The organism is Rhodococcus sp. C26F (genome assembly GCF_053345925.1).
This window is the reverse complement of the sequence record NZ_JBKFBA010000023.1, coordinates 39,959-62,265: the sequence shown is the minus strand read 5'-3', so window position 1 is coordinate 62,265 and position 22,307 is coordinate 39,959. Positions and strand designations below refer to the sequence as shown.

The following is a 22,307-nucleotide window of genomic DNA, read 5'->3' as shown; positions in this document are numbered from 1 at the left end:
ACAGGGGTTCGGCCCGGTGATTCGCTTTACGCGTTCTCCGGGCCGGATCTCTGCTTCACGAGCTTCTCTCTGTCGTCCGCGGACGTCTTATAAGCTCGATTCGCACCTTCGATGTTAGCTACGTCACAGTGCGAACGCAAGTCTTTTCCGCGACCCGGTTCAGACCGAGGCGAGGGGGAATCCCAGAGTCGCCCAGTCGTGCAGGCCCCCGCGGTAGTAGGCGAGCGCGGACGCGGGATATCCGGCATCGATCAGCTTCCGGATCGCATCGGGCGACTGAGGGCACTGGGGACCGTTGCAGAAGACGATCGTCGTCCGGGCGGTGTCGAGCTCGCCCTTCCTCTCGACGATGTCGTCGTGCGGGATGTTCACGGCACCGGGGAGGCTCACGCCGCTCCGGGAATCGGGCACCCGCGTGTCCACGAGCGCAGCGCCCCGGTCGAGCAGTTCGATCACCTCGAGTTCACCGACGGTCGCCACGCCCGCGGCCACCTGCAGTGGCTGCACCTCACCCCAGGTCGTCTCCACCACCATGCGGTCGGCTTCACCCTCCGCCGGGCGGGGAATGTTCTGCGGGTCGCCGTCGCGTGTGCGATCGGCACGCCTGATCTGCTGCTCGTCGCTCGTCACGAACCGGACTCTACGGGAGAGCGGTCACCCTCCGCGGGGTTGTCGGGATCCCACCCGCGCTGGGCGAGGATCGCCGTCCCCATCCATCGCCGCAGGTAGCGGCGCAGATCGTCGTCGGAGCGTGGCGGCGTTCCCGGTGAGACGAAGAACGACTGCATCGTGCGCAGCACGTATTCGACCAACTCTGCGAGGGAGTCGTCGTCGTAGCCGTGTTTCTCCCAGTCGACGTCGAAACGCTTGATCATCGCCATGCCGAACATCCACGCCTCCTCCGAGGCGATCTCCTCGGGATGCGGGTTCGAGTAGGTGCTCGACAGCAGGATGCCGAGGTGCGGGGTGCGACGCACCTCCGCGAGCGTGTAGACCACGCCTTCGGTCATGGCCTCGACCGGATCGTCGAGGCCCGCGACCTGCCGGGTCAGTCGTTCCAGAAATCCTTCGACCGATGCGATGGCGGCCGCGCGCATGAGGGCGTCGGCGCTCGGGAAGTAGCGGTAGACCGTCTGGCGGATCACGCCGAGGGACTGGGCGACGTCGGCGATGCTGATCTCCGCGCCGGTCCGGTCGATCAGGTCGACGGCAGCGGCAACGATCCGCTGCGACGCCTCTTCGTCGCTGGCGGGAGGACTCCCACCCCACCCACGTCTACGTGCCACTTCGCGCTTCCTCGAACCGTCGCCTGGAGAAGGCCCGACGGTAACACGGCCGACCTCGGTGGATGTGGTCCGAAACGGGCTCCCGTGAGCGGATGGGACTCCTATCATACACATGACGCATTTCGTGTATGGTCACGCCGATCGGGGCCTCCCGGCTCTTCCGAGGTCCTCCCCAACCGTGTCCCAACCAGGTCCACAACCAGCCCGGTGTCGACGAGACGAGGTACCGCCCCATGACGAACCTGCAGGTCCGCAAGATGCGCTTCGCATTCGCGGATTACGACGTGCCGTTCCTGTGGAACGAGGAGAACCCGGCCTTCTCGAGCATGGCCAACGCCGTCTCGTTCCTCGCGATCGGTTTCGAGAAGATGATCGTGAACATGATCCGCGAGATCACCCCGCTCATCACCGATCCCGAGGTCCTCGAAGAGGCCAACGCCTTCATGTACCAGGAGGGGCAGCACTCCACCGCCCACCGGCAGCACGTGAAGGGTCTGATCAAGAGCTATCCGGGACTGCAGGAGACGCTCGACGACGTCATCGGCGCCTTCGACAAGCTCACCGCCGAGACCTCCGCCGAATACCGACTCGCGTACACCGCGGACCTCGAGGCGACCTTCACTCCGGTCTTCAAGCTCATGCTCGACAACGACGCGGCGCTCTTCCGTCCCGGCGACGACCGGGTCGCGTCGTTGTTCATCTGGCATTTCGTCGAGGAGGTCGAACACCGCAGTTCGGCGCTCATCATCTTCGACGCGGTGGTCGGCAGCGATCTGTACCGCATGCGGCAGGCCCCCTCGGTGTTCAAGCACGTGCTCGACGTCATCGCCATCGCGTGCGAGGGCTTCAACAAGCATGTGCCGCTGGAGGAACGGAAGATCGACGCGATGTCGATGTTCGCGTCGCACCGCCGTAAGCAGAACCTGCGGCGCCGGTTGCCGTTCCTGCGGTACCAGGATCACGGCCCGATGCCGCGTGCCTTCGACGTCCTGCCGCTCGGCGAACAGCTCGTCGCGCTGGTGGGCATCGTCCGCAGCCAGATGCCCAAGCACAATCCCGACCACGAGAAGCTGCCGGCGCTCGCCGACGTGTGGTTCCGTCGATTCGACGAAGGCTACGACGTCTCGCTCTGGTACACGGCGGAAACCGTGGGCGGGAGGAACAACTGATGTCGGACCTGTGTTCGCCCACCTTCGAGGACCTCTCGACCCGCCTCGGATTCTCGTGTGACGAAGCAGGGGGGATCTTCGAACTGCGCAGCCCGTTCGCGCTGGAGAACTGGACGCTGCCCGTCCTGGAGGTGACCATCGTGCTCGGGGCGGTGCTGATGCTCGTGTACGCGATCGTCCGGCTGCGGCGCACCGGTGACGCCACGAACCTCGTCGTCTGGCTCGGTACGCTCGCGTTCCTGTTCATCATCGAGCCGCTGCTGTACTTCCCCGACGCCTTCGGCGTGGAGGACTACCTCGACACGATGTTCGCGCACAACGTGTTCACCGTCGAGTTCATGTGGGGACGCCTGCCGCTGTACATCATCGCGATCTACCCGATGATGGCGACGATCGCGTTCGAAATCGTTCGGATGCTCGGGGTGTTCCGGCAGTACGGCACCGTCGTCGGCGCCGTCTGCGTGGGCTTCGTCCACCACGCCTTCTACGAGATCTTCGATCACCTCGGACCGCAGCTGCGGTGGTGGGAGTGGTCGCTCGACAACCCGATCAACCAGCCCTTCTTCGACTCCGTTCCGCTCCCGAGCGTCGTGGTCTTCGCTGCCCTGTGGCCGATGTCGCTGGCATTCTGCGCGCAGTTCTTCGTCGGCCGGCACATCGACGCCGGTCGCACCTTCGGCGGGCTCGAACTGACCTGGCGCACGATCACCGTCGGGCTTCTCGCGTCCGTGGGTGTGGTGATCCTCCCTGCGCCGGCGACCGTGATCGGCATGGGCAGCACGACGGTTCGGGCGACGATCTACGCGGCCGAACTCATGATCCTGTCGATCGTGGCGATCTACGTGCTCTCGCGCCAGTGGTCCCGGCTGCGGAACACACCCACCGATCGGCCCTATTCGAACGACCTCGTCCGCTGGTACGCCGTCGCCTATCTCGCCGTGATGGCCGTGCTGTGGATCAGCGCTCTGCCCGACTGGTTCTCCGCCGTCGACGGGGTCACCGAGGCAGGCGACCCGATCGGAAGCCTGTGGTACACCGTGGCGTGCTTCGTCGTCGCGATCGCCTGTGTCGCTGCGACCTTCACCGTTCCGCGCGAAGCCGATACGAGTCCGGACGACACGGCATCGAAGACGCTCACCGAGGCCTGACCGCTCCCGGCACGCTCGATGTTCCGCTACGGCGGAGCCGGCCCGCGCTACCGTGCGTCGGCTCCGTCGAGCAACCACCGGTCGTCGACCCGCTTCAACGTGATGACGAAGCGGGTCGCGTCGGTGCGTCCCTCCGGTACGACGACGTTCTTCACGTCCTGATCGAGGAAGACCAGCACCGTGGCGACATCGCCGTCGAAGCTCTCGAGACCGGCATGCTCGGCGCGCGCCGCCGACGTGCCCTCCCCGTTCGCGACGAGCTCTCGCAGATCTCCGGCCACCTCCTCGTACCGGGAGGCGAATTCCTCGGTGGCATTGGACGTCACGGCGGTGAGGTTGTCGTCGAACGAGCGGTAGTCGTAGGTGCCGAGGGCCACTGCGTACTCGCGGGCCTGTGCGATCGCGTCGTCACGCAGCGCGGCGTCCTGTTCGGCCTGCCACCAACGGAATCCGGAGAATCCGGCGGCTGCGAGCAACACCACGACGACCGCGGCGGTGACCCATCTGCCCCGTCCGGACCCTGAGCCCGTGGTGTCGAGGTCCGAATCGGAATGCTCGGTGTACTTCTCGGTCGCAGCATCGGATGGTGTCATCCGTCCGGTCCTTCCCGCAGCTTCTGCCAGTAGTTCGACGTTTCCCCTCGACACGATCCGACCGACGCGACCTCACCGATCCACCGCCGAACGACGACGAACGAGGACACGGACCGTAGTGGTCCGGTCCCCGTTCGTTCGTACGAGGAGTGCGCCGGGGATCAGCCCTGGGTGACGGCGGGGAGACCGCCGCGGAGCTCACCCTTGACGACCTTGCCGCTCGCGTTGCGCGGCAGGGCGTCGACGATCACGACCTCCTTGGGGTGCTTGTACCGCGCGAGGTGCTCGTTCAGGTACGGCTGGAGCTCGTCGAGGGTGAGGTCGTCGTTGCCGGGCTTCAGCGCGACGACGGCGACGGGCACCTCGCCCCACTTCGCGTCGGGGCGACCGATGACCGCGGCCTCGAGCACCTTGGGGTGCCCGAACAGGACGTTCTCCACCTCGGCGCAGTAGATGTTCTCGCCGCCCGAGATGATCATGTCCTTCTTGCGGTCGACGACGTAGACGAAGCCCTCCTCGTCGACGCGCACGAGGTCGCCGGAATGGAACCATCCGCCGTAGAACGCCTCGCTGGTAGCGGTGGGGTTGTTCCAGTACTCGCGCATCATGGTGGGACCGCGGTAGACGATCTCGCCGACCTCACCGGGAGCGACGTCGTTCATCTCGTCGTCGACCACACGCGCCTGGATTGTGGGGATGACCCGGCCCACGGAGCCGAGCTTGCGGATGGCGTCGTCGCCGTCGAGCACGCAGGTGATGGGCGACATCTCGGTCTGGCCGAAGACCGCCACGTTGAAGGCGTCGGGGAAGGTCTCCGCCATGGCCCGCAGGATCGTGTCGGAGCTCGGTGCCGCACCCCAGGAGATGTTGCGCAGCTTCAACTTCCGCGGCTCGGCCTGCTGCGCGGCGCACATCGCCTGCCACTGCACCGGCACGAGGAACAGGCTGGTGACGTTCTCGGCCTCGAGCACGTCGAGCAGTTCCTCCGGGTCGAAGGCGCCGACCGGGTGGATGACGGTGGGCGTGCCGAGCATCAGGCTCGGCGCGATCGAGCCGAGGGCCGCGATGTGGAACATCGGCGACGCGCAGAAACCGATGCCCGATTCGTCGAACAGGCGGAAGGCCCGGATGCAGGTGAGCGACTGCGCTTCGAGATTGGAGTGGGTGAGCACGGCGCCCTTGGGCCGGCCCGTCGTGCCCGAGGTGTACATGATGAGCGCGGGCGTGTCGTTCGGGATCTCCACCGGCGGGTGGGGTTCGCCCTCTTCGGCGACGAGTGCCTCGTAGGAGAGCGAGTCGCCTTCCGGCTCGACTCCGACCGTGATGGACAGTTCGATGCCCTCCGCCTGGCCACGCGCGGCGGCGGCGAGCGGGACGAGCGGCCCCTCCGCGACGATCGCCTTGGCGCCGGAATCGCCCACGAGGAAGGCGACCTCGGGTGCGGTGAGGCGGAAGTTCACCGGCACGGCGATGGCACCGAGGGCGTTGGCCGCGAGCACGATCTCGACGTACTCCGGACGGTTGAGCATGAGGATGATGACGCGGTCGCCGAAGCCGATGCCGCGCCGCGAGAGTGCATCGGCGAGCTTCTCGACACGCGTGTCCAGCTGCGACCAGGTGATGGTCTCGCCGCGGAATCGGAAGGCCGTGCGATCGGGAATCATCAGGGCGTGGCGCGCCACCTGATTGTTCCAGTTGTTGCTACGGAAGCGGGTGGCGTCGGAGCCGACCGCTTCGGAAACGACAGAGGGGGGAACCATCGATGATCCTCTCGTGACGGGGCGGGAGTGCGGGCACGGCCTGTGCCGAGCCGTCGATGTGTGAGGCACATTACAGGCCCGGAACGGTTTGGGCCAGAGCTTTTGTTAACGGAGATTCCGTGAATGCGGACCGACTCGCTCCAGGCGTCGTCGCCGAGCAAGAACGGGTGAAAGAGGCAGAAAATACTGGTCGAGCGTTGGGTTCACCGGACGGGAGCGGGTGTTCCGACGAGCACGTCGGTCCCTGCTCCCGTCCGGGAAGTTCCTTGTCGATCCTCCGAGAACCATGCCCCGGGAAGGATCGTCCGGTCAGGCGAAGCGGGCGGGACGCTTCTCCAGCATCGCCATGGCACCCTCCGCGAAGTCGGCTGAGCCGAGGAGCTCGACCTGACCGTCCTTCTCCCGCGCGAGCGCCGCGTCGAGTTCGCCGAGCGTCGAGGCGTTGAGGGCACGCTTCGTCAGTTCCAGGGCACGTCGCGGTCCCGATGCGGTCCGCGAGGCGACGGCGTCGACGTGCGCGGTGAGTTCGGAGTCGGGCAGGGTGCGGGCGACGAGCCCGAACCGGTCGGCGTCCTGCGCGGACACCCGTTCGCCGAGCAGTGCCATCTCGGCGGCCCGGGCCCGCCCGATCGCGGCGGGAACCAGCAGGCTCGCGCCGCCGTCGGGCATCAGTCCGATGTTGACGAAGGCGAGCAGGAAGTACGCGCTCTCGGCCGAGTAGGTGAGATCGGCCGCGAGGGCGATCGAGACACCGACGCCCGCCGCGGGACCGTTGACCGCCGCGATGACGGGTACGGGGACGGATGCGATCGTCCGGACCAGTTCGTTGGCGGTGTCCATGACGACACCGGGGTCCTGCGGATCAGCTGCTCCCGCAGCCAGATCCGCACCCGTGCAGAACGCCGATCCCTCACCGGTGACGACGATCGTACGGACGCGTTCGTCGTCGCCGGCCGCCTTCACCGCGTCGCTCAGCGTCTTCATCGTGGTCAGGTCGATCGCGTTCATCCGGCGCGGACGCGTGATGGTCAGTCTCAGGATGCCGTCGGCGAGTTCGGACCGCAGGCTCTCGGTGGTGGTCGAGGTCATGCGCGCACCGCCCGGTCGGCACCGGCGATGTCGTTCAGGCGGCCCGTGATGATGGCCTCCGCCTCGGTGACCATGCGGTCGACCAGTTCGCCGACGGTGGGGATGTCGTGGATGAGTCCCTGGCTCTGCCCGGCCGTCCAGATGCCGGCGTCGAGGTCTCCGTCCTCGAAGACCTTGCGGCCGCGCGCTCCGGCGACCAGGTGGGCGATATCGCCGAATTCGGCTCCGCGCGATTCGATCTCGACGACCTCTTCGCTCACCGCGTTGGTGGCGACACGAGCGGTGTTGCGCAGCGTGCGGAAGATGAGCTTCGTGTCGAGTTCGGTGTTACGGACGATCTGCTCCTTGACTTCGTGGGCCACGGGCGATTCGACCGTGCACATGAAGCGGGTGCCCATGTTGACACCGTCGGCGCCGAGCGCCAGCGCCGCCACGAGCCCACGGGAATCGGCGATGCCGCCCGACGCGATGACGGGGATGCCGAGCTTGCTCGTCGCGGCGGGGATGAGGATCAGGCCCGGGACGTCGTCCTCACCCGGGTGCCCGGCGCACTCGAAGCCGTCGATGCTCACGGCGTCCACGCCGATGCGCTCGGCCTTGACCGCGTGCCGCACGCTCGTGCACTTGTGGATCACCTTGATGCCGGCGTCCTTGAAGTGCGGCAGGTGGTCGGCCGGGTTGAAGCCGGCGGTCTCGACGATCTTCACGCCCGAGTCGATGATCGCCTGGCGGTACTCGGCGTACGGCGGCGGATTGATCGACGGCAGGATCGTGAGGTTGACGCCGAACGGCTTGTCGGTGAGTTCGCGCGTCCGTTCGATCTCGCGGACGAGATCCTCCGGGGTGGGCTGGGTCAGTGCGGTGATGAAGCCGAGCGCCCCCGCCTCCGCCACGGCGGCCACGAGTTCGGCGCGGCCGACCCACATCATGCCGCCCTGGACGATGGGATGCTCCACCCCGAAAATCTCGGTGAATCGGGTTCTCACGAGTCCTCCTCGGTCCTTCGAAAAGTGCCGCTGTCGTGACGGTTCCGTATGCACCCAGCGGTGACGCAGCTGAAGAATTGGTGTTAACTTTGCGGTCTGGGTGCTGGTTTGTCAATACGTTCTGTCCTGCAGTTTTGGCGATTCTTACCCGAAAGAAGTGTTTCTCCGCAGGGGGTGCGACTGTTACCTTTGAGGACGACGAACATTCACCGCGACATCGCGGCCGGAAACAGGATCCACGACGAGGAGGCAGGGTGCCCGAACAAGCGCAGGTCGGGGCACGCACAGCCGCGAAGACCGGCACCCCGACCCCCACCGTGCGGCGCCGGCCGAAGAACCGTAAGGCACAGATCGCCACGGTCGCGGCCGAAGCGTTCAGCGAACGCGGCTACCACGGCGTGAGCATCGACGAGATCGCCACTGCCGTCGGCATCTCCGGTCCCGCCCTGTACCGGCACTTCCCGAACAAGTACGCCCTGTTCCACCACGCCGTGGTCACCCTCGCCGACGCTCTCGGCGCCGCCCTCGCGGAGTTCGACGAGCAGAGCGGAACGAACGGCACCGGACTCGACGCCGCCGAGGAGCTCGAACGCAAACTCCTCGCACTCATCCGCACCACGATCGAGAACCGCCGGACGGGCGGGTTGTACCGCTGGGAACGCCGCTACCTCACGGGTGAGGACCACAGCGAGATCCGCTCGAAGATGCGGGCACTCAACCGCCATCTCGCCCGCACGGTCGCGCGGCTGAGGCCCGATCTCACCGACGACGACTACGTGCTGCTCAGCAGCGCGATGCTCAGCGTCATCGGCTCCATCACCACCCACCGCGTCCCGCTGTCCAACCGGCGCCTGCAGCAGCTGCTGCTCGACGCGTGCACAGCGGTCGCCGCGACCGACCTGGTGCCCGACGTCGACGAACCCGCACCGCTTCCCGAGCCGGGCGGGCTGTCCGTGGCGAACAAGCGCGAGGTCCTCCTGCACGAGGCCGTGCTGCTCTTCGACGCCCGGGGCTATCACGAGGTGAGCATCGAGGAGATCGGTGCTGCGGCAGGTATCAATGCGTCCGGCGTCTACCGTCACTTCGCGAGCAAGGCCGATCTGCTCGCCGCCGCCTTCCACCGGGCCGGTGATCGCGTCGCGATGCTCATCGGCGAGGCACTCGCCGACTCGACGACCTCCGCGCAGGCCCTCGACGTCCTCACCGAGGCGTACGTCCGGATGTCGTTCGAGAACAGCGAACTGATGTCGGTGTACTTCGCCGAGGTCGGCAACCTGCCCGCGCACCACCGCAGCGACCTGCGGAACATCCAGCGGCTCAACATCGAGGAATGGGCCCGTCTGGTCGGGGAGCTACGCCCCGAGCTGCCCGCCGTCGAATGCCGTTTCCTCGTGCATGCCGCGCTCAACCTCGTGCTCGACACCGGCAACCTCGTGCACTTTCTGCCCACCCCCTCCCGGCAGCGCAGGGTGCAGCAGCTGATGCTCTCGGTGCTGCTCGGCGACACCGGTTCGCAGGAGGCGGTGGGATGACCCGCACCGCGACCGCGGCGGTACTCCGCGAGTACGGCGCACCGCTGCGGCTCGAGACGGTGACCGTGCCCGAACTACGCGACGACGAAGTGCTCGTCGAGATCCACGGGGTCGGTATCTGCCACACCGACCTCACCGCCGCCGCGGGAGGCGTTCCCGTCCCGACGCCCGTCGTACTGGGACACGAGGGTGCCGGAGTCGTCACGGAAGTGGGTTCGGCGGTCACCGGTCTCGCGGTCGGCGACCGGGTCGTCCTCGGATTCGACTCGTGCCGCACGTGCCGCAACTGCGCCCGGGGACGGCACGCCTACTGTGCGCGGTTCGCCCCGCTCAACTACGGTGGCGTGCGCAGCGACGGCACGGCCGTGCTCCGCGACGCCGACGGAGCACCGGTGCACGGCAACTGGTTCGGACAGTCGTCGTTCTCCTCGCTCGTCGTGGCCACCGAACGCAATGCCGTGCGTCTACCGGCGGATGTTCCGGTGGCACTGGCGGGTCCGCTCGGGTGCGGCCTGGCGACCGGCGCCGGAACCGTGTTCGAAGTGCTGCGCCCGGAACAGGGGTCGACGATCGTCGTCTTCGGTCTCGGCGCCGTCGGCACGGCCGCGGTGATGGCGGCACGGATTGCCGGGTGCGAGAACATCATCGGCGTCGATCCCAACCCGCGACGGCACGGGCTCGCGCGATCGCTCGGGGCCACCGAGGTCCTCTCCCCCGACGATCACGACGACCTCGGACGCCATCTGCGTCACCTCATCGGCGGTGGTGCCGACTATGCGGTGGAGTCCGTGGGCGCCGAATCCGTGATCCGGCAGGCACTGTCGTCGCTGACCAGCCCCGGTGTCTGCGCCACCCTCGGGCTCCGTGCCGGCCGCAATCCCGTCTCGATCGACCAGACCCATCTGTTGTCCGGTCGCACCCTGACCGGAGTCATCGAGGGCGACGTCGATCCCCACCGGTTCCTTCCCGAACTGGCCGCGCTGTGGCGCGACGGGCACTTTCCCGTCGACGACCTCGTGCAGACCTTCGATTTCACGAAACTCGACGACGCTCTCGCCGCTGTCGCCTCCGGCGAGATCGTCAAAGCCGTACTCACCTTCGACATCCAGGGGAACACATGAACGTCGTCCAGCGACTCGAGGAACTGCGCGCCCGCACCGACCGGATCGATCCTCGCGAACTCGATGCCCTCTGGGAGCATCTCGCTCCGGCACGCATCGACGATCTCGTCGGATACCGGTGGAAGGGTTTCAGTTTCGACACCGGGCACCGCACCCATACGCTGCTCGGCAAGTCGCGGTGGTACGGAAAGACGTTCGCGTCGGTGTCCGAGGTCCAGCCGCTCGTGTGCTACGGCGAGGACGGCGAGTTGTTCTCCGACACGAAGACCGGACGCGGCGAAGCGAGCCTGTGGGAGATCGTCTTCCGCGGTGAGGTGACGGCGACGATGGTCTACGACGGCATGCCGGTCTTCGACCACTTCAAGAAGGTCGACGACGACACCGTCGTCGGGGTGATGAACGGCAAGGGCTCGCTGGTGTTCGACGACGGCGAGCACTACTGGTTCGGTCTCGAACGCGACACCGCCGTGTGATCGTCGGACGGGAAACGCACAGTGGCCGGACGCGCGTCCGGCCACTCGGCGTTCTCGGCGGAGAGCTCAGATGACGTGTCCGTGCGCCTTCATCCGGCGGCGCATGTCGTTGAGGTAGTAGGTGGCCGACAGCTGTCGGATCGGCCTGGGCACCGCGCGGTAGATCGGCGGGACCACCTTCCAGAACAGGTCGAAGCGCCGCTGGTCGCGCGGGCTCCACGGCAGCGCGAATTCGTCGCGCATGCGTTGCGGGAGAAGACCGATCGTCATGAAGCGCTGCAGCGGCATGAGGGCGCGAACGGGAAGCGGGGCGTCACCGCCGGTGAGGAGATCGCGGGTGAACGAACGCACCTTCCGGTCGACCTCGAAGGTCGCGATCATCTCGTCCCAGTACCTGTCGAACTCCTCCCGCGTCTTCGGCCACATGTCGTCCTCGACCTGCAGGGCCGTGCCGTAGACCGCGGACTGGCGGTAGATGCGTTCGATGTCGGCATCGGTGAGAGGCCCGAACATCCGCCGGTACATGTCGACACCGTTGCGGTACAGCGTTGCGGCGACCCACAACTGGAGTTCGGGATCGAAGGCGTTGTAGGTCTCCGAGCGCACCGGGACGTGCGCCTTGTTGACCATCCGGACGATTTGCTTCTTCTCCTCGGGAGTACCGAGCGTGACCGCGTAGACGTAGGTCATCGTGGTGCGCAACCGGTCGAGCGGCCGCTGCAGGGTGGTGCTGTGATCGGCGACGCCGTGCCCGACACCGCGCGATGCCAGCTGCAGGAGGACCGTCGCGCCGGCGCCGAGCAGGAGCATCGACTCTCCGACGAAGTCGGCCAGTTCGACCGAGCCCGCCGGAAGCGGAGCGGGGGTCGCCACCGGTTCGTCGGTGGTGACGGCGGGGACGCGCTCTACGGCGTGGGTCGTCATCGGAGGTCTCCTGATGGTGAAAGTACGGGTGCAGCACTGTCATACAAATTGTGCACACCCGTACTCAGATAGGCAAGTGCCTATCCGGAAGGCGAATCGACACCCGCTCGCTCGCGGTGGGCGACCAGACGCGCGGCCGCGTCCTCGAACTGCACCAGCGTCTGCGTGATCACCTCGCTGTGGTCCTGCGCGGCGATCGCCTCGATCAGCTTCGTGTGCGATCGGATGGCGAGCGTTCCCCACTCGGCGTCGCGCGCGTAGAGGCGGTACGGAATCGTGCGCGCGGCGGTGTTGAGGAACCACGCGAGCTTGGGGCTGTCGGCGATGCGGTTGAGCTCACGATGGAAGTCGAACTCCGCGTCGGCGATCCGCTCGATGTCGGGTGTCACTCCCTCCGGGACGACGACGAGCCTGCGCAGCCTCTCGCTGAGTTCGGACAGACGCTCGAGGTCGGCCGGCGTGGCACGGTCGACCGCTCGGAGCGCGAGCTCGACGGCGATCTGTCCCTGCAGCCAGAAGATGTCGTCGATGTCGCCGCGCGTGAGGGGCGAGACCCGGTAGCCGCGGTTCGGGGCGGATTCGACCATTCCCTCCCCGCGCAGCGTCAGCAACGCCTCCCGGACGGGGGTGACGCTGACGCCGAGCTCGACGGCGGTCTCGTCGAGCCGGATGAAGTCGCCCGGACGCAACGCGCCGGACATGATCGAGCCGCGGAGGTGACCGGCCACCTCGTCGGAAAGCTGCGGACGGCGCCGCACGGCCCCCTCCGAACGTCGGGGTGCCGCAGCGTGATCCGCCACTGTCCCGGGGCTGCGTGTCGGTGCCGCCATCGTGTCTCCTGTGGGAATCCGGACAACTGCGCACGGGGGTTGTCCAATTGGCCCGCGAACGCCTAATGTGATGTCCACTACAGCTATCACATCAAATATATGTGATGTGGTCCACCAGGAAGTGTCGAACATGACCCAGAACCTCACCAGTCCGAAGAACGCGAAGAGCAGCTCGGACAAGGCATCCACGGCAGCGAACACCGACACCTTCGCCAGCCTCGACCCCCGGAACGGCGAGGTGATCGCCGAGTATCCGATCGCCGACGAGGCCGCCGTGGGCGCGGCCGTCGAGCGCGCCCGCGTCGCCGCTCGCTGGTGGGAGGCGCAGGGCTTCCGCGGCCGCCGCGACTGGCTCCTCGAGTTCAAGAAGGCCATAGCGTCCGACGCGACCTCGCTCGCATCGGTGGTGGCGAAGGAGACCGGCAAGCCCTTCGGCGACGCCTTCCTCGAAGTCATGCTGGCGGTCGAGCACCTCGACTGGGCGGCCAAGAACGCCAAGAAGGTCCTCAGGCCTCGCAAGGTGCCCTCGGGCGTCGCGAGCTTCAACCAGGCCGCGACCCTCGAGTACAAGCCCCTCGGTGTCATCGGCGTGATCGGCCCCTGGAACTACCCGGTGTACACCCCGATGGGTTCGATCGCCTACTCGCTGGCCGCCGGCAACGCCGTCGTCTTCAAGCCGAGCGAACTCACCCCCGGTGTCGCGAAGTGGCTCGAGGACAAGTGGAACTCGATCGCTCCCACCCAGCCGGTCTTCCAGGTCATCACCGGTCTCGGTGAGACGGGTTCGACGCTCGTGCGTTCGGGTGTCGACAAGGTCGCCTTCACCGGCTCCGGCCCCACCGCCCGCAAGGTCATGGCGGTGTGCGCCGAGTCGCTCACCCCGCTCGTCGCCGAATGCGGCGGCAAGGACGCGATGATCGTCGCGGCCGACGCGAACATCGACGAGGCCGTCGAGTTCGCCGCCTTCGGTGCGTTCGGCAACGCCGGCCAGACCTGCGCGGGTGTCGAGCGCATCTACGTCGAGGAGCCGGTCTACCGCGAGTTCCTCGACAAGCTCACCGCCACCGTCCGGCGCGCGAAGCCGGGCGGCGACGAGAACTCCACCTACGGCCCCATGACGCTTCCGCGCCAGGTCGACATCGTGCGCAGTCACATCGAGGACGCCCTGAAGTCCGGCGGCAAGGCCGTCCTCGGCGGACTCGATTCGGTGCAGGAGCGCATCGTCGAGCCCGTCATCCTCACCGACGTGCCCGAGACCTCGGCCGCGGTGTGCGAGGAGACCTTCGGCCCGACGGTCGTCGTCAACAAGGTCCGCGACCTCGACGAGGCCGTCGAACGCGCGAACGGAACCAACTACGGTCTCGGTGCGTCGATCTTCACGCGCAACAAGAAGAAGGGCCGTCAGCTCGCCGAACGCCTGCGCAACGGCATGGTGTCGGTCAACTCGGTGCTCGGCTTCGCCGCCATCGCCTCGTTGCCCTTCGGCGGCATCGGCGAGTCCGGCTTCGGCCGCATCCACGGCGCCGACGGCCTGCGCGAGTTCAGCCGTCCCAAGTCCGTCACGGTGGCGAAGTTCAGCTCGCCGCTCAAGCTCATGAGCCTCGAGCGTCCGGAGCGCGACCTGAAGATCTCGCAGGCGATGCTCAAGTTCATGCACGGAAGGTGAGCCGATGACGACCACTCCCCCGCGCACTCGCAGCCGGAAGGCCGCCGTCGTCGCGAAGCCCGAGGCACGCATCGAGAAGGCCGGTACGTTCCCACCCCCGAACAGGGACCCGCACCCGAAGCGTGGGCGGATGGGCTGGGTCGAGGTGATCGAGGAGCTCGACCCGGTCACGCAGCACCAGGACATCGTGCGGATCACCGCCGGTTACGAGTTCCCGTGGGACTACCAGCGGTCGCTCGAGTTCGCCCTCTTCCGCACGTACTGCGTGCCCAGCATCTCGGAGCTGCTCGCCCGCACCGGCGAGTTCGAGAAGCGGCCGCAGAAGCGGTACGACGACACGGCGCTGCTGATGGCCGAGCTGGTCGAGCACGGCTACGACGCCGAGCGGGGACGCGAGTCGCTGCGCAACATCAACCGGATGCACGGCAAGTACTCGATCGACAACGACGACATGCTGTACGTCCTGTCGACCTTCGTGTACGACCCGCTCGACTGGATCGACCGCTACGGGTGGCGTCGCCTGCACCCGAAGGAGCGGCTGGCGTCGTTCTACTTCTACCGCCAGGTGGGCATCCGGATGGGCATCAAGGACATCCCGGAGTCGTTCCAGGAGTTCCACCGGTTCAAGCTCGAATACGAGCGCGAGAAGTTCACCTACAGCGACGACAACCACGCCATCGGCACCTACACGCTGCGCCTGTTCCAGTCGTGGTACCCGAAGGTGCTGAACAAGGGCATCGAGAAGGTCGTTTTCGCGCTGATCGACGACCGCATGGCGTCGGCGTTCGGTTTCCCGAAGAGCTCACCGCAGCTGACGGAGATCGTCGAGGGCGCGCTGCGGGCACGGTCGGCGTTCGTGCGGCGACTGCCGAAGCGACGCGTGTCGCTGTCGGCGGGCAACGCCACCAACCGGACGTATCCGGGTTACCCCCTCGGTTACCGTCCGAACGATCTGGGCGTCGAACACTGACGCACCGACAGACCTGGGGGACAGGAGGGGCGGCCCCGCATTCCGGTTTCACCACCGGGGTGCGGGGCCGTAACTGTTCCGGGAGGAGCGGGCCGGGCTCAGTTCTCGACGGGCCGCAGGGCCTGCTTCGACGGGAGCGCGAAGCCCGAGACGAAGACGACCACGGCGCAACCGGCGCACACGAGATAGGCGATCACGAAGCCCGCGGTGCCGATGCCGAGCCCGCCCCCGAGGGTGTGGGCCGCGAGCACCGAGGCGACGACCGCGCTGCAGACGGTGCTGCCCACGGTGCGGAGCAGGACGTTGACGCCGTTCGCCGCGGCGTTCTGCGACAGCGGCACCGCGCCGAGGAGGAGCACCGGCAGCGTGCAGTACACGAGCGACGTGCCGATCGCCGCGACGAAGATGGCGGCGACGACGAGCCACAGCGGCTTGCCGGGCACCGCGTGGACGCTGTAGCCGGCGAGCAGGAAGACCGCTCCGGTCATGATCGTGATCTTGGGTCCGAAACGTTCGGTGATCCGGGAGGCCACGATCGCGAAGATCATCATCGCGAAGCTCGCGGCGAGCTGGCAGGCCGCGGCCTGGAGGATGGTCAGGTCGTATCCGGCTCCGTGCCCGGACGGCGCCTGCAGCAGCTGCGTGGTGATGAGGGTGTTGCCGTAGAAGGCGAACCCGACGAGCAGTGCCGACAGGTGCGGCGCGAGGACGGAACGGCGGGCCGAGACACGCAGGTCGACGAGCGGGTTGCGGTTGCGCAGCTGCTGCACTCCCCAGAGCACGAACAGCAGCACCGACGCGGCGAACGAGAGCAGCACCGCGGGGCTCGTCCAGCCCCACGTGCTGCCCTGGGTGATGGGCACGAGCAGGCACACCAGGGCGGCGGACAGGCCGGCGGCGCCCACGGCGTCGAAGCGACCGCCGGTGCGGGTGTCCGATTCCGGGATGACGATCCACGCCGCGAGGGCGACACCGGCGCCGATGGCGGCGGTGGTCCAGAAGAGCAGGTGCCAGTCGGCGAACTGGACGATGGCGGCCGCGAACGGGATACCGACCGCGGTGCCGATGCCGAGGGTGGAACTGAGCATCGCGATCGAGCGCTCCACGTGCTCACGGGGCAGGACCTCGCGAAGGATCGCCATGCCGATCGGCAGCACCGCCGCGCCGGCGCCCTGCAGGCCACGGGCGACGATGAGCAGTCCGATGTCCGAGGTCAGCGCGCAGATCAACGAGCCGAGGGTCATGAGCGAGAACGCGATGAGGAGCATCCGCTTCTTGCCGATCATGTCGGCGAGACGGCCGAAGATGGGCGTCATCACCGCACCGACCAGCAGGGTGCTCGTCACCAGCCACGAGACGGCGGTGGTTCCGGCGCCGGTGAAGCCCGGCATGCTCGGCAGGAGCGGCACCATGACGGTCTGCATGATGGCCTGGAAGACGGCACCGACCGCGAGAACCGGGAAGACGAGATGCCGCAGGTTGCGCGTCTTCTTCTCCGCCGGTCCGCTCGCCTTCGTCGTTCCGGACGCCGAGCGCGTCGGCGCGGAGGCGGACCTACCCGCCACGTGCAGGCGCAGGGGGAGCGAGATCGACATCGACACCCCCTCTCGCCAAACAGGTAAATAGCCGTTCACCACATTAGGTGAACGGCTATTTACCCTCAAGAGTAGTGACCAAGGTCATTCGTGCCGCTAAGAACCGTCTCCGTCGAGCAACCGCTGGACCAGCGGCGCGTACATGGCCACGACTTCCTCGACCGTGCCGGTCGCGCGCTCCTGCATCATGCGGCGCCGCATGATCGCCAACCCCATCACCGCCGACATCGCCAGCTCGGCCCGGAGCCGGGCATCCGGCCCCGGCAGCCGCGCGGCGAGCGCGTCGACCATCTGCGCGGAGTAGTTGTCACGGAGCATGCGGTTGCTCTCCTCGCTGCCCCCGCTCATGAACAGGATGTTCATCGACAACGGCTTGTAGGGCTCGAGGGGGCGGGCGAGCATCGCGACCATCCGCTCCCCCAGGCTCTCGAGCGGCCCGTCGAACAGCACCTGCGCGCCGTACTGGAAGTCGACGAGCTCCTCGTACAACTGCTCCTTCGAGCCGAAGTACTTGATGATCAGCGGTGCGCTGACCCCCGCTTCCTCCGCGATGTCCTTGAGCGTGATGTCGCGGTAGGGGCGCGTCGCGAACGCCTTCCCCGCAGCCTCGATGATCAGCTTCCGGGTCTCGTCGGAAGTCCGGCGACGCTTCTCGGGCTCACCCCGGTGCGATGCCTCCGTGCTGCGCACGGTCACATCGCCCGCCTCCCCGACAACGCCCGTCCGAGCGTCAGCTCGTCGGCGAACTCGAGATCGCCGCCCATCGGCAGACCCGACGCGAGGCGGGTGACGCTCAGCCCCGGGAAGTCGCGCAGCATGCGCACCAGATAGGTGGCCGTCGCCTCGCCCTCCGTATTGGGGTCGGTCGCGATGATCACCTCGGAGACGTCGACGCCGTCCTCCTGGTTGCCGATGCGGGTGAGCAGTTCGCGGATGTGCAGCTGGTCGGGGCCGACGCCGTTGAGCGGGTCGAGCGCACCACCGAGGACGTGATAGCGCCCCCTGAACTCACGGGTGCGTTCGATCGCCTGCACGTCCTTCGGTTCCTCGACCACGCAGATCACCGTGCGGTCGCGGCGAGGATCGGAGCAGATGCGGCAACGCTGCTGGTCGGAGACCGTTCCGCAGACCTCGCAGAACTGCACGCCGTCGCGGATCCGCTGCAACGCCGCCTGCAGGCGGTCGATCTCGGGCGGCTCGACCGAGAGCAGGTGGAACGCGATGCGCTGGGCACTCTTCGGGCCGACGCCCGGAAGTTTGCCCAGCTCGTCGATGAGGTCCTGTACCGGTCCTTCGTACAACGCCGACCTCTAGAAACCGGGCAGGCCGGGAATTCCGCCGCCGAGCCCACCCGCGAGCGGACCGAGCTTCTCGGCCGCGATCTCCTGGGCCTTCGCCGAGGCGTCGGCGATCGCACCGACCACGAGATCCTGCAGGGTCTCGACGTCCTCGGGGTCGACGACCTTCGGATCGATCTTCACGGACACGACCTCGCCCGTGCCCTTGACCGTCGCCGTCACAAGGCCACCGCCGGCCTGGCCGGTGACCTCCGCCTGCGCCATCTCGTTCTGTGCAGCGGCGAGCTGCTGCTGCATCTGCTGGGCCTGAGCGAGGAGTTGCTGCATGTCGGGCATTCCACCACCGGGTTGCACGGCACGTCCTTTCTGCACGTTTGTGATGCCAGCCTAGTCGCCGCGCATCGGGGTCGACACAGACGCCGAGGTCGACGGAACCGGGCTCAGTCGACTTCCTTCTTCAGGTTCTCGAGCACCTGCTGCTGGATCTTCTTCAGGCCGAGCGGCGCGAACGTCTTCTCGAAGAAGCCCTTGACGCCACCGGCACCCTTCCACTGAGTGAGCACGACGACCGTCGAACCCGTCCCGTTCGGCACGACGCTGTAGGTCGTCACGAGCGTCGAGTTCGCGTCCGTCTCCGTGACGGTACTGCCCTTCACCGACACGGTGGCCTGCACGTCGCGCTGACGCTTCTCCGTGGCCTGGAGGATCCAGTGCACGACGGTGCCGTCGCCGCGACCGCCGGAGATCACGCGGTAGTCGCGGTAGTGCTCGGTGAGGATGCGCGGGCGCACGGTCTCGTAGTCGGCCAGGGCGGTGAGCACCGCCTCGGGAGCTGCCGCCAACTGGATCGAACTGCTTGCGCTGACCTGTGCCATGAACGACTCCTTCTGCTTCTTCCGCGCTGATGCGGGCTCGAATGTGCCTGTGACGACAGCATCCATCCTGCCCTGCGCGTTCCGGGACGGATGCGACCGCCGGGTCTATTGTGGACGTGCCACTGATGCGCCGCTCCGAAGGAGTCGAATGCAGATGCCGAGATCGTCAGGTGTGAAGGTCCCGTACGGGGAGGCGGTACACCGCCAGGGTGTAGACCGCCTGCTGCGCTCGTACAGCGCGATTCCGGCCGACGCGCCCGTGCGACTCGCGAAGAAGACGTCGAACCTCTTCCGGGCACGCGCCGCGGTGAACGCGCCGGGGCTCGACGTCTCCGGCCTCGGCGGTGTCATCTCCGTCGACCCGCAGGCCCGCACCGCCGACGTCGCCGGCATGTGCACCTACGAGGACCTCGTCGACGCGACCCTGCCCTACGGCCTCGCACCGTTGGTCGTCCCGCAGCTGAAGACCATCACGCTCGGCGGCGCCGTCACCGGGCTCGGCATCGAGTCGACGTCCTTCCGCAACGGTCTCCCCCACGAGTCGGTGCTCGAGATGGACATCCTCACCGGGTCCGGCGAGATCGTCACGGCCCGCCCCGAGGGTGAGCACGCCGACCTGTTCCACGGCTTCCCCAACTCGTACGGTTCGCTCGGATACGCCACGCGCCTGCGGATCGAACTCGAACCGGTGAAGCGTTTCGTCGCGCTGCGTCACCTGCGTTTCGACACGATCGCCGATCTGCAGTCCGCTCTCGCGCGGATCGTCGACGAGCGGACCTGGGACGGCACGCCGGTCGACTACCTCGACGGCGTCGTCTTCTCCGCGACCGAGAGCTACCTGACGATCGGCACGCAGACCGACGAGCCGGGCCCCGTCAGCGATTACACCGGGCAGGACATCTACTACCGGTCGATCCAGCACGTCTCCGTCAACCGCCCCAAGGAGGATCGGCTCACGATCCGCGACTATCTGTGGCGGTGGGACACCGACTGGTTCTGGTGCTCACGAGCTTTCGGTGCCCAGAACCCGAAGATCCGCCGGCTGTGGCCGAAGCAGTTGCTGCGCAGCAGCTTCTACTGGAAGCTCATCGCACTCGACCACAAGTACTCGGTGGCCGACCGGATCGAGGCACGCAAGGGCAATCCGCCCCGCGAGCGCGTCGTGCAGGACATCGAGGTCCCGCTCGAACGCACGCAGGAATTCGTCGAGTGGTTCCTCGACGAGATTCCCATCGAGCCGATCTGGTTGTGCCCCTTGAAGTTGCGCGACATCGAGTCGTCCCCGGACACCCGTCGTCCGAGCACCTCGGACGCCCAGCGCCCGTGGCCGCTGTACCCGCTCGAGCCGAAGCGCGCCTATGTGAACGTCGGGTTCTGGTCGTCCGTTCCCATCGTGCCCGGCGCCGAGGAGGGCGCCGCCAACCGGTTGATCGAGAAGAAGGTCGCCGAACTCGACGGGCACAAATCGCTCTACTCGGACTCCTACTACTCGAAGGACGAGTTCGAGAAACTTTATTACGGCGGCGGTGAATACCCCGCTCTCAAGCAGAAATACGACCCTCGGTCCCGTCTACTGGACCTGTTTTCGAAGGCGGTGCAACGAAAGTGACCATATTCAAGACCGACAACGATCGGTCCACCGAGGACAAGCTCGCACTCGCCCAGATCGTCGAGATCGTGACCGGCGGCGACATGCCGCTGCGCTTCACGGCCTACGACGGATCGGCAGCGGGCCCCGACGACTCCCCCTACGGTCTGCATCTCGCATCGCCCAAGGGCGCGACGTACATTGCCACTGCCCCTGGCGATCTGGGCATGGCACGGGCGTACATCTCGGGTGATCTCCAGGCGAAGGGAGTGCATCCCGGCAACCCCTACGAGTTGCTCGCCTCGCTCGGCGACCTGCACTTCGAGCGTCCCCCGGCACGTATCCTCGCGCAGATCGCCCGGTCGCTCGGCACCGAACTGCTCAAGCCGATCGCACCGCCGCCGCAGGAGCACCTGCCGCGTTGGCGCCGCATCGCCGAGGGTCTGCGGCACTCGAAGTCGCGCGACGCCGAGGTCATCCATCACCACTACGACGTGTCCAACGAGTTCTACGAGTACGTTCTCGGCCCCTCGATGACGTACACCTGCGCCGTCTTCGAATCCGAGAATCAGAGCCTCGAGGACGCCCAGGAGAACAAGTACCGTCTGGTCTTCGAGAAGCTGCGGTTGAAGCCGGGCGACCGTCTGCTCGACATCGGTTGCGGCTGGGGCGGTATGGTGCGCTACGCCGCTCGGCGCGGTGTGAAGGCCCTCGGCGTGACGCTCTCCAAGGAGCAGGCCGAGTGGGCGCAGAAGGCCATCGTCGAGGAGGGCCTGAGCGACCTGGCGGAGGTCCGGCACTCCGACTACCGCGACGTGCCCGAGGAAGGATTCGACGCCATCTCGTCGATCGGCCTGACCGAGCACATCGGTGTCGCCAACTATCCGGCCTACTTCCGGTTCCTCCACGGCAAGCTGCGGGTGGGCGGTCTGCTGCTCAACCACTGCATCACCCGGCCGACCAACAACACCCGCGCCAAGGCCGGTGGGTTCATCGACCGGTACGTCTTCCCCGACGGGGAGCTCACCGGTTCGGGCCGCATCATCACCGAGGCGCAGAACATCGGCTTCGAGGTGATGCACGAGGAGAACCTGCGCGAGCACTACGCCCTGACACTGAAGGGCTGGTGCGAGTACCTCGAGAAGGACTGGGAGGCCTGCGTCGCCGAGGTCGGTGAAGGCACGGCCCGCCTGTGGGGTCTGTACATGGCCGGCTCGCGCCTCGGCTTCGAACGCAACGTGGTGCAGCTGCACCAGGTGCTCGCGGTCAAGCTCGGCGACGACAAGAAGCCGCAGACGCCGCTGCGCCCCTGGTGGGTCGCCTAGCCCGACCTCATCGGCACGAAAGCAGAAGAGCGCGAACGGGAAGGGCTCCCGNAGCCCTTCCGTGCAACCGTCGTGTGCG

22 protein-coding genes are annotated in these 22,307 nt (G+C 67.1%); 9 read left to right on the top strand and 13 right to left on the bottom strand.

Going from position 1 to position 22,307, the window contains the following annotated elements:
* Window positions 1–159 precede the first annotated feature (159 nt).
* Window positions 160–630, bottom strand: coding sequence for a rhodanese-like domain-containing protein (locus ACLBYD_RS20415; protein WP_041803537.1), 471 nt, complete (start codon window positions 628–630; stop codon window positions 160–162).
* Entirely contained in the window at window positions 627–1,286 is a 660-nt protein-coding gene (locus tag ACLBYD_RS20410; RefSeq protein WP_024102792.1) for a TetR/AcrR family transcriptional regulator, read from the bottom strand. The genes ACLBYD_RS20415 and ACLBYD_RS20410 overlap by 4 nt, the downstream gene beginning before the upstream one ends.
* A gap of 233 nt (window positions 1,287–1,519) precedes the next feature.
* Here ACLBYD_RS20410 and ACLBYD_RS20405 point away from each other — a divergent pair, with 233 nt between their 5' ends.
* Both ACLBYD_RS20405 and ACLBYD_RS20400 read left to right on the top strand, forming a co-directional pair.
* Window positions 1,520–2,455, top strand: a complete 936-nt coding sequence (locus ACLBYD_RS20405; protein ID WP_447817869.1) for a metal-dependent hydrolase — start codon at window positions 1,520–1,522, stop codon at window positions 2,453–2,455.
* Window positions 2,455–3,603: a hypothetical protein gene (locus ACLBYD_RS20400; protein WP_016693192.1), complete on the top strand. Its 1,149-nt coding sequence runs from the start codon at window positions 2,455–2,457 to the stop codon at window positions 3,601–3,603. The genes ACLBYD_RS20405 and ACLBYD_RS20400 overlap by 1 nt, the downstream gene beginning before the upstream one ends.
* 47 nt (window positions 3,604–3,650) lie before the next feature.
* Here ACLBYD_RS20400 and ACLBYD_RS20395 read toward each other — a convergent pair whose 3' ends face one another.
* The 4 genes from ACLBYD_RS20395 to ACLBYD_RS20380 form a co-directional block, all read right to left on the bottom strand.
* Window positions 3,651–4,196 carry a hypothetical protein gene (locus ACLBYD_RS20395; protein ID WP_447817868.1) on the bottom strand — a complete coding sequence of 182 codons (546 nt, stop codon included), beginning with the start codon at window positions 4,194–4,196 and terminating at the stop codon, window positions 3,651–3,653.
* 161 nt (window positions 4,197–4,357) lie between these two features.
* Complete coding sequence (gene fadD5 / locus ACLBYD_RS20390) at window positions 4,358–5,956, bottom strand: fatty-acid--CoA ligase FadD5 (protein ID WP_447817867.1); 1,599 nt, start codon at window positions 5,954–5,956, stop codon at window positions 4,358–4,360.
* A 309-nt stretch (window positions 5,957–6,265) separates the two neighbouring features.
* Window positions 6,266–7,045: an enoyl-CoA hydratase gene (locus tag ACLBYD_RS20385; RefSeq protein ID WP_447817866.1), complete on the bottom strand. Its 780-nt coding sequence runs from the start codon at window positions 7,043–7,045 to the stop codon at window positions 6,266–6,268.
* Complete coding sequence (locus ACLBYD_RS20380; RefSeq protein WP_120281189.1) at window positions 7,042–8,031, bottom strand: NAD(P)H-dependent flavin oxidoreductase; 990 nt, start codon at window positions 8,029–8,031, stop codon at window positions 7,042–7,044. The genes ACLBYD_RS20385 and ACLBYD_RS20380 overlap by 4 nt, the downstream gene beginning before the upstream one ends.
* 254 nt (window positions 8,032–8,285) lie before the next feature.
* On the opposite strand from ACLBYD_RS20380, the gene ACLBYD_RS20375 reads away from it, so the two are divergent.
* From ACLBYD_RS20375 to ACLBYD_RS20365, 3 genes are read left to right on the top strand one after another with little or no spacing between them, the layout of a single operon-like run.
* A complete protein-coding gene (locus tag ACLBYD_RS20375; protein WP_064256698.1) occupies window positions 8,286–9,563 on the top strand; it encodes a TetR/AcrR family transcriptional regulator in 1,278 nt (425 codons plus the stop codon).
* Window positions 9,560–10,684: an NAD(P)-dependent alcohol dehydrogenase gene (locus ACLBYD_RS20370; RefSeq protein WP_447817865.1), complete on the top strand. Its 1,125-nt coding sequence runs from the start codon at window positions 9,560–9,562 to the stop codon at window positions 10,682–10,684. Before ACLBYD_RS20375 ends, ACLBYD_RS20370 begins: the two co-directional genes overlap by 4 nt.
* Window positions 10,681–11,157: a DUF4334 domain-containing protein gene (locus ACLBYD_RS20365; protein WP_060653904.1), complete on the top strand. Its 477-nt coding sequence runs from the start codon at window positions 10,681–10,683 to the stop codon at window positions 11,155–11,157. Before ACLBYD_RS20370 ends, ACLBYD_RS20365 begins: the two co-directional genes overlap by 4 nt.
* A gap of 66 nt (window positions 11,158–11,223) precedes the next feature.
* Here ACLBYD_RS20365 and ACLBYD_RS20360 read toward each other — a convergent pair whose 3' ends face one another.
* Together ACLBYD_RS20360 and ACLBYD_RS20355 are read right to left on the bottom strand one after the other, a co-directional pair.
* Window positions 11,224–12,081: an oxygenase MpaB family protein gene (locus ACLBYD_RS20360; protein WP_447817864.1), complete on the bottom strand. Its 858-nt coding sequence runs from the start codon at window positions 12,079–12,081 to the stop codon at window positions 11,224–11,226.
* A gap of 80 nt (window positions 12,082–12,161) precedes the next feature.
* The gene (locus ACLBYD_RS20355; RefSeq protein WP_051033022.1) at window positions 12,162–12,911 is read right to left on the bottom strand and encodes a GntR family transcriptional regulator; all 750 of its coding nucleotides are present in this window, start codon (window positions 12,909–12,911) and stop codon (window positions 12,162–12,164) included.
* A gap of 130 nt (window positions 12,912–13,041) precedes the next feature.
* Between ACLBYD_RS20355 and ACLBYD_RS20350 the strand changes: the two genes are divergently transcribed.
* Window positions 13,042–14,577 carry an aldehyde dehydrogenase family protein gene (locus ACLBYD_RS20350; RefSeq protein WP_447817862.1) on the top strand — a complete coding sequence of 512 codons (1,536 nt, stop codon included), beginning with the start codon at window positions 13,042–13,044 and terminating at the stop codon, window positions 14,575–14,577.
* Between the two features lie 4 nt (window positions 14,578–14,581).
* Window positions 14,582–15,547: an oxygenase MpaB family protein gene (locus ACLBYD_RS20345; RefSeq protein ID WP_060653912.1), complete on the top strand. Its 966-nt coding sequence runs from the start codon at window positions 14,582–14,584 to the stop codon at window positions 15,545–15,547.
* A gap of 98 nt (window positions 15,548–15,645) precedes the next feature.
* On the opposite strand, the gene ACLBYD_RS20340 is transcribed toward ACLBYD_RS20345, so the two are convergent.
* From ACLBYD_RS20340 to ACLBYD_RS20320, 5 genes are all read right to left on the bottom strand, one after another.
* Complete coding sequence (locus ACLBYD_RS20340) at window positions 15,646–17,142, bottom strand: MFS transporter (protein ID WP_232238015.1); 1,497 nt, start codon at window positions 17,140–17,142, stop codon at window positions 15,646–15,648.
* Window positions 17,143–17,238: 96 nt separating this feature from the next.
* Complete coding sequence (locus ACLBYD_RS20335; RefSeq protein WP_024102779.1) at window positions 17,239–17,838, bottom strand: TetR/AcrR family transcriptional regulator; 600 nt, start codon at window positions 17,836–17,838, stop codon at window positions 17,239–17,241.
* Window positions 17,835–18,443, bottom strand: coding sequence for a recombination mediator RecR (recR, locus tag ACLBYD_RS20330; protein ID WP_016693177.1), 609 nt, complete (start codon window positions 18,441–18,443; stop codon window positions 17,835–17,837). The genes ACLBYD_RS20335 and recR overlap by 4 nt, the downstream gene beginning before the upstream one ends.
* A 9-nt stretch (window positions 18,444–18,452) precedes the next feature.
* Window positions 18,453–18,776 carry a YbaB/EbfC family nucleoid-associated protein gene (locus ACLBYD_RS20325; RefSeq protein WP_016693176.1) on the bottom strand — a complete coding sequence of 108 codons (324 nt, stop codon included), beginning with the start codon at window positions 18,774–18,776 and terminating at the stop codon, window positions 18,453–18,455.
* A 104-nt stretch (window positions 18,777–18,880) separates the two neighbouring features.
* Window positions 18,881–19,315 carry an SRPBCC family protein gene (locus ACLBYD_RS20320; RefSeq protein ID WP_026061346.1) on the bottom strand — a complete coding sequence of 145 codons (435 nt, stop codon included), beginning with the start codon at window positions 19,313–19,315 and terminating at the stop codon, window positions 18,881–18,883.
* Window positions 19,316–19,463: 148 nt separating this feature from the next.
* On the opposite strand from ACLBYD_RS20320, the gene ACLBYD_RS20315 reads away from it, so the two are divergent.
* Window positions 19,464–20,924 (top strand): FAD-binding oxidoreductase, encoded by a 1,461-nt coding sequence (locus ACLBYD_RS20315; RefSeq protein WP_447817861.1) that lies wholly within the window; start codon window positions 19,464–19,466, stop codon window positions 20,922–20,924.
* Window positions 20,921–22,228, top strand: a complete 1,308-nt coding sequence (locus ACLBYD_RS20310) for a class I SAM-dependent methyltransferase (protein ID WP_447817860.1) — start codon at window positions 20,921–20,923, stop codon at window positions 22,226–22,228. Before ACLBYD_RS20315 ends, ACLBYD_RS20310 begins: the two co-directional genes overlap by 4 nt.
* The last annotated feature ends 79 nt before the right edge of the window (window positions 22,229–22,307 follow it).

Excerpts from the sequence above, each read along its gene's own strand:
- ACLBYD_RS20405 (WP_447817869.1), top strand. The coding sequence starts at position 1,520 with ATGACGAACCTGCAGGTCCGCAAGATGCGCTTCGCATTCGCGGATTAC.
- ACLBYD_RS20400 (WP_016693192.1), top strand. The coding sequence starts at position 2,455 with ATGTCGGACCTGTGTTCGCCCACCTTCGAGGACCTCTCGACCCGCCTC.
- ACLBYD_RS20395 (WP_447817868.1), bottom strand. The coding sequence starts at position 4,196 with ATGACACCATCCGATGCTGCGACCGAGAAGTACACCGAGCATTCCGAT.
- fadD5 (WP_447817867.1), bottom strand. The coding sequence starts at position 5,956 with ATGGTTCCCCCCTCTGTCGTTTCCGAAGCGGTCGGCTCCGACGCCACC.
- ACLBYD_RS20385 (WP_447817866.1), bottom strand. The coding sequence starts at position 7,045 with ATGACCTCGACCACCACCGAGAGCCTGCGGTCCGAACTCGCCGACGGC.
- ACLBYD_RS20370 (WP_447817865.1), top strand. The coding sequence starts at position 9,560 with ATGACCCGCACCGCGACCGCGGCGGTACTCCGCGAGTACGGCGCACCG.
- ACLBYD_RS20365 (WP_060653904.1), top strand. The coding sequence starts at position 10,681 with ATGAACGTCGTCCAGCGACTCGAGGAACTGCGCGCCCGCACCGACCGG.
- ACLBYD_RS20360 (WP_447817864.1), bottom strand. The coding sequence starts at position 12,081 with ATGACGACCCACGCCGTAGAGCGCGTCCCCGCCGTCACCACCGACGAA.
- ACLBYD_RS20355 (WP_051033022.1), bottom strand. The coding sequence starts at position 12,911 with ATGGCGGCACCGACACGCAGCCCCGGGACAGTGGCGGATCACGCTGCG.
- ACLBYD_RS20350 (WP_447817862.1), top strand. The coding sequence starts at position 13,042 with ATGACCCAGAACCTCACCAGTCCGAAGAACGCGAAGAGCAGCTCGGAC.
- ACLBYD_RS20345 (WP_060653912.1), top strand. The coding sequence starts at position 14,582 with ATGACGACCACTCCCCCGCGCACTCGCAGCCGGAAGGCCGCCGTCGTC.
- ACLBYD_RS20340 (WP_232238015.1), bottom strand. The coding sequence starts at position 17,142 with ATGTCGATCTCGCTCCCCCTGCGCCTGCACGTGGCGGGTAGGTCCGCC.
- ACLBYD_RS20325 (WP_016693176.1), bottom strand. The coding sequence starts at position 18,776 with ATGCCCGACATGCAGCAACTCCTCGCTCAGGCCCAGCAGATGCAGCAG.
- ACLBYD_RS20320 (WP_026061346.1), bottom strand. The coding sequence starts at position 19,315 with ATGGCACAGGTCAGCGCAAGCAGTTCGATCCAGTTGGCGGCAGCTCCC.
- ACLBYD_RS20315 (WP_447817861.1), top strand. The coding sequence starts at position 19,464 with ATGCAGATGCCGAGATCGTCAGGTGTGAAGGTCCCGTACGGGGAGGCG.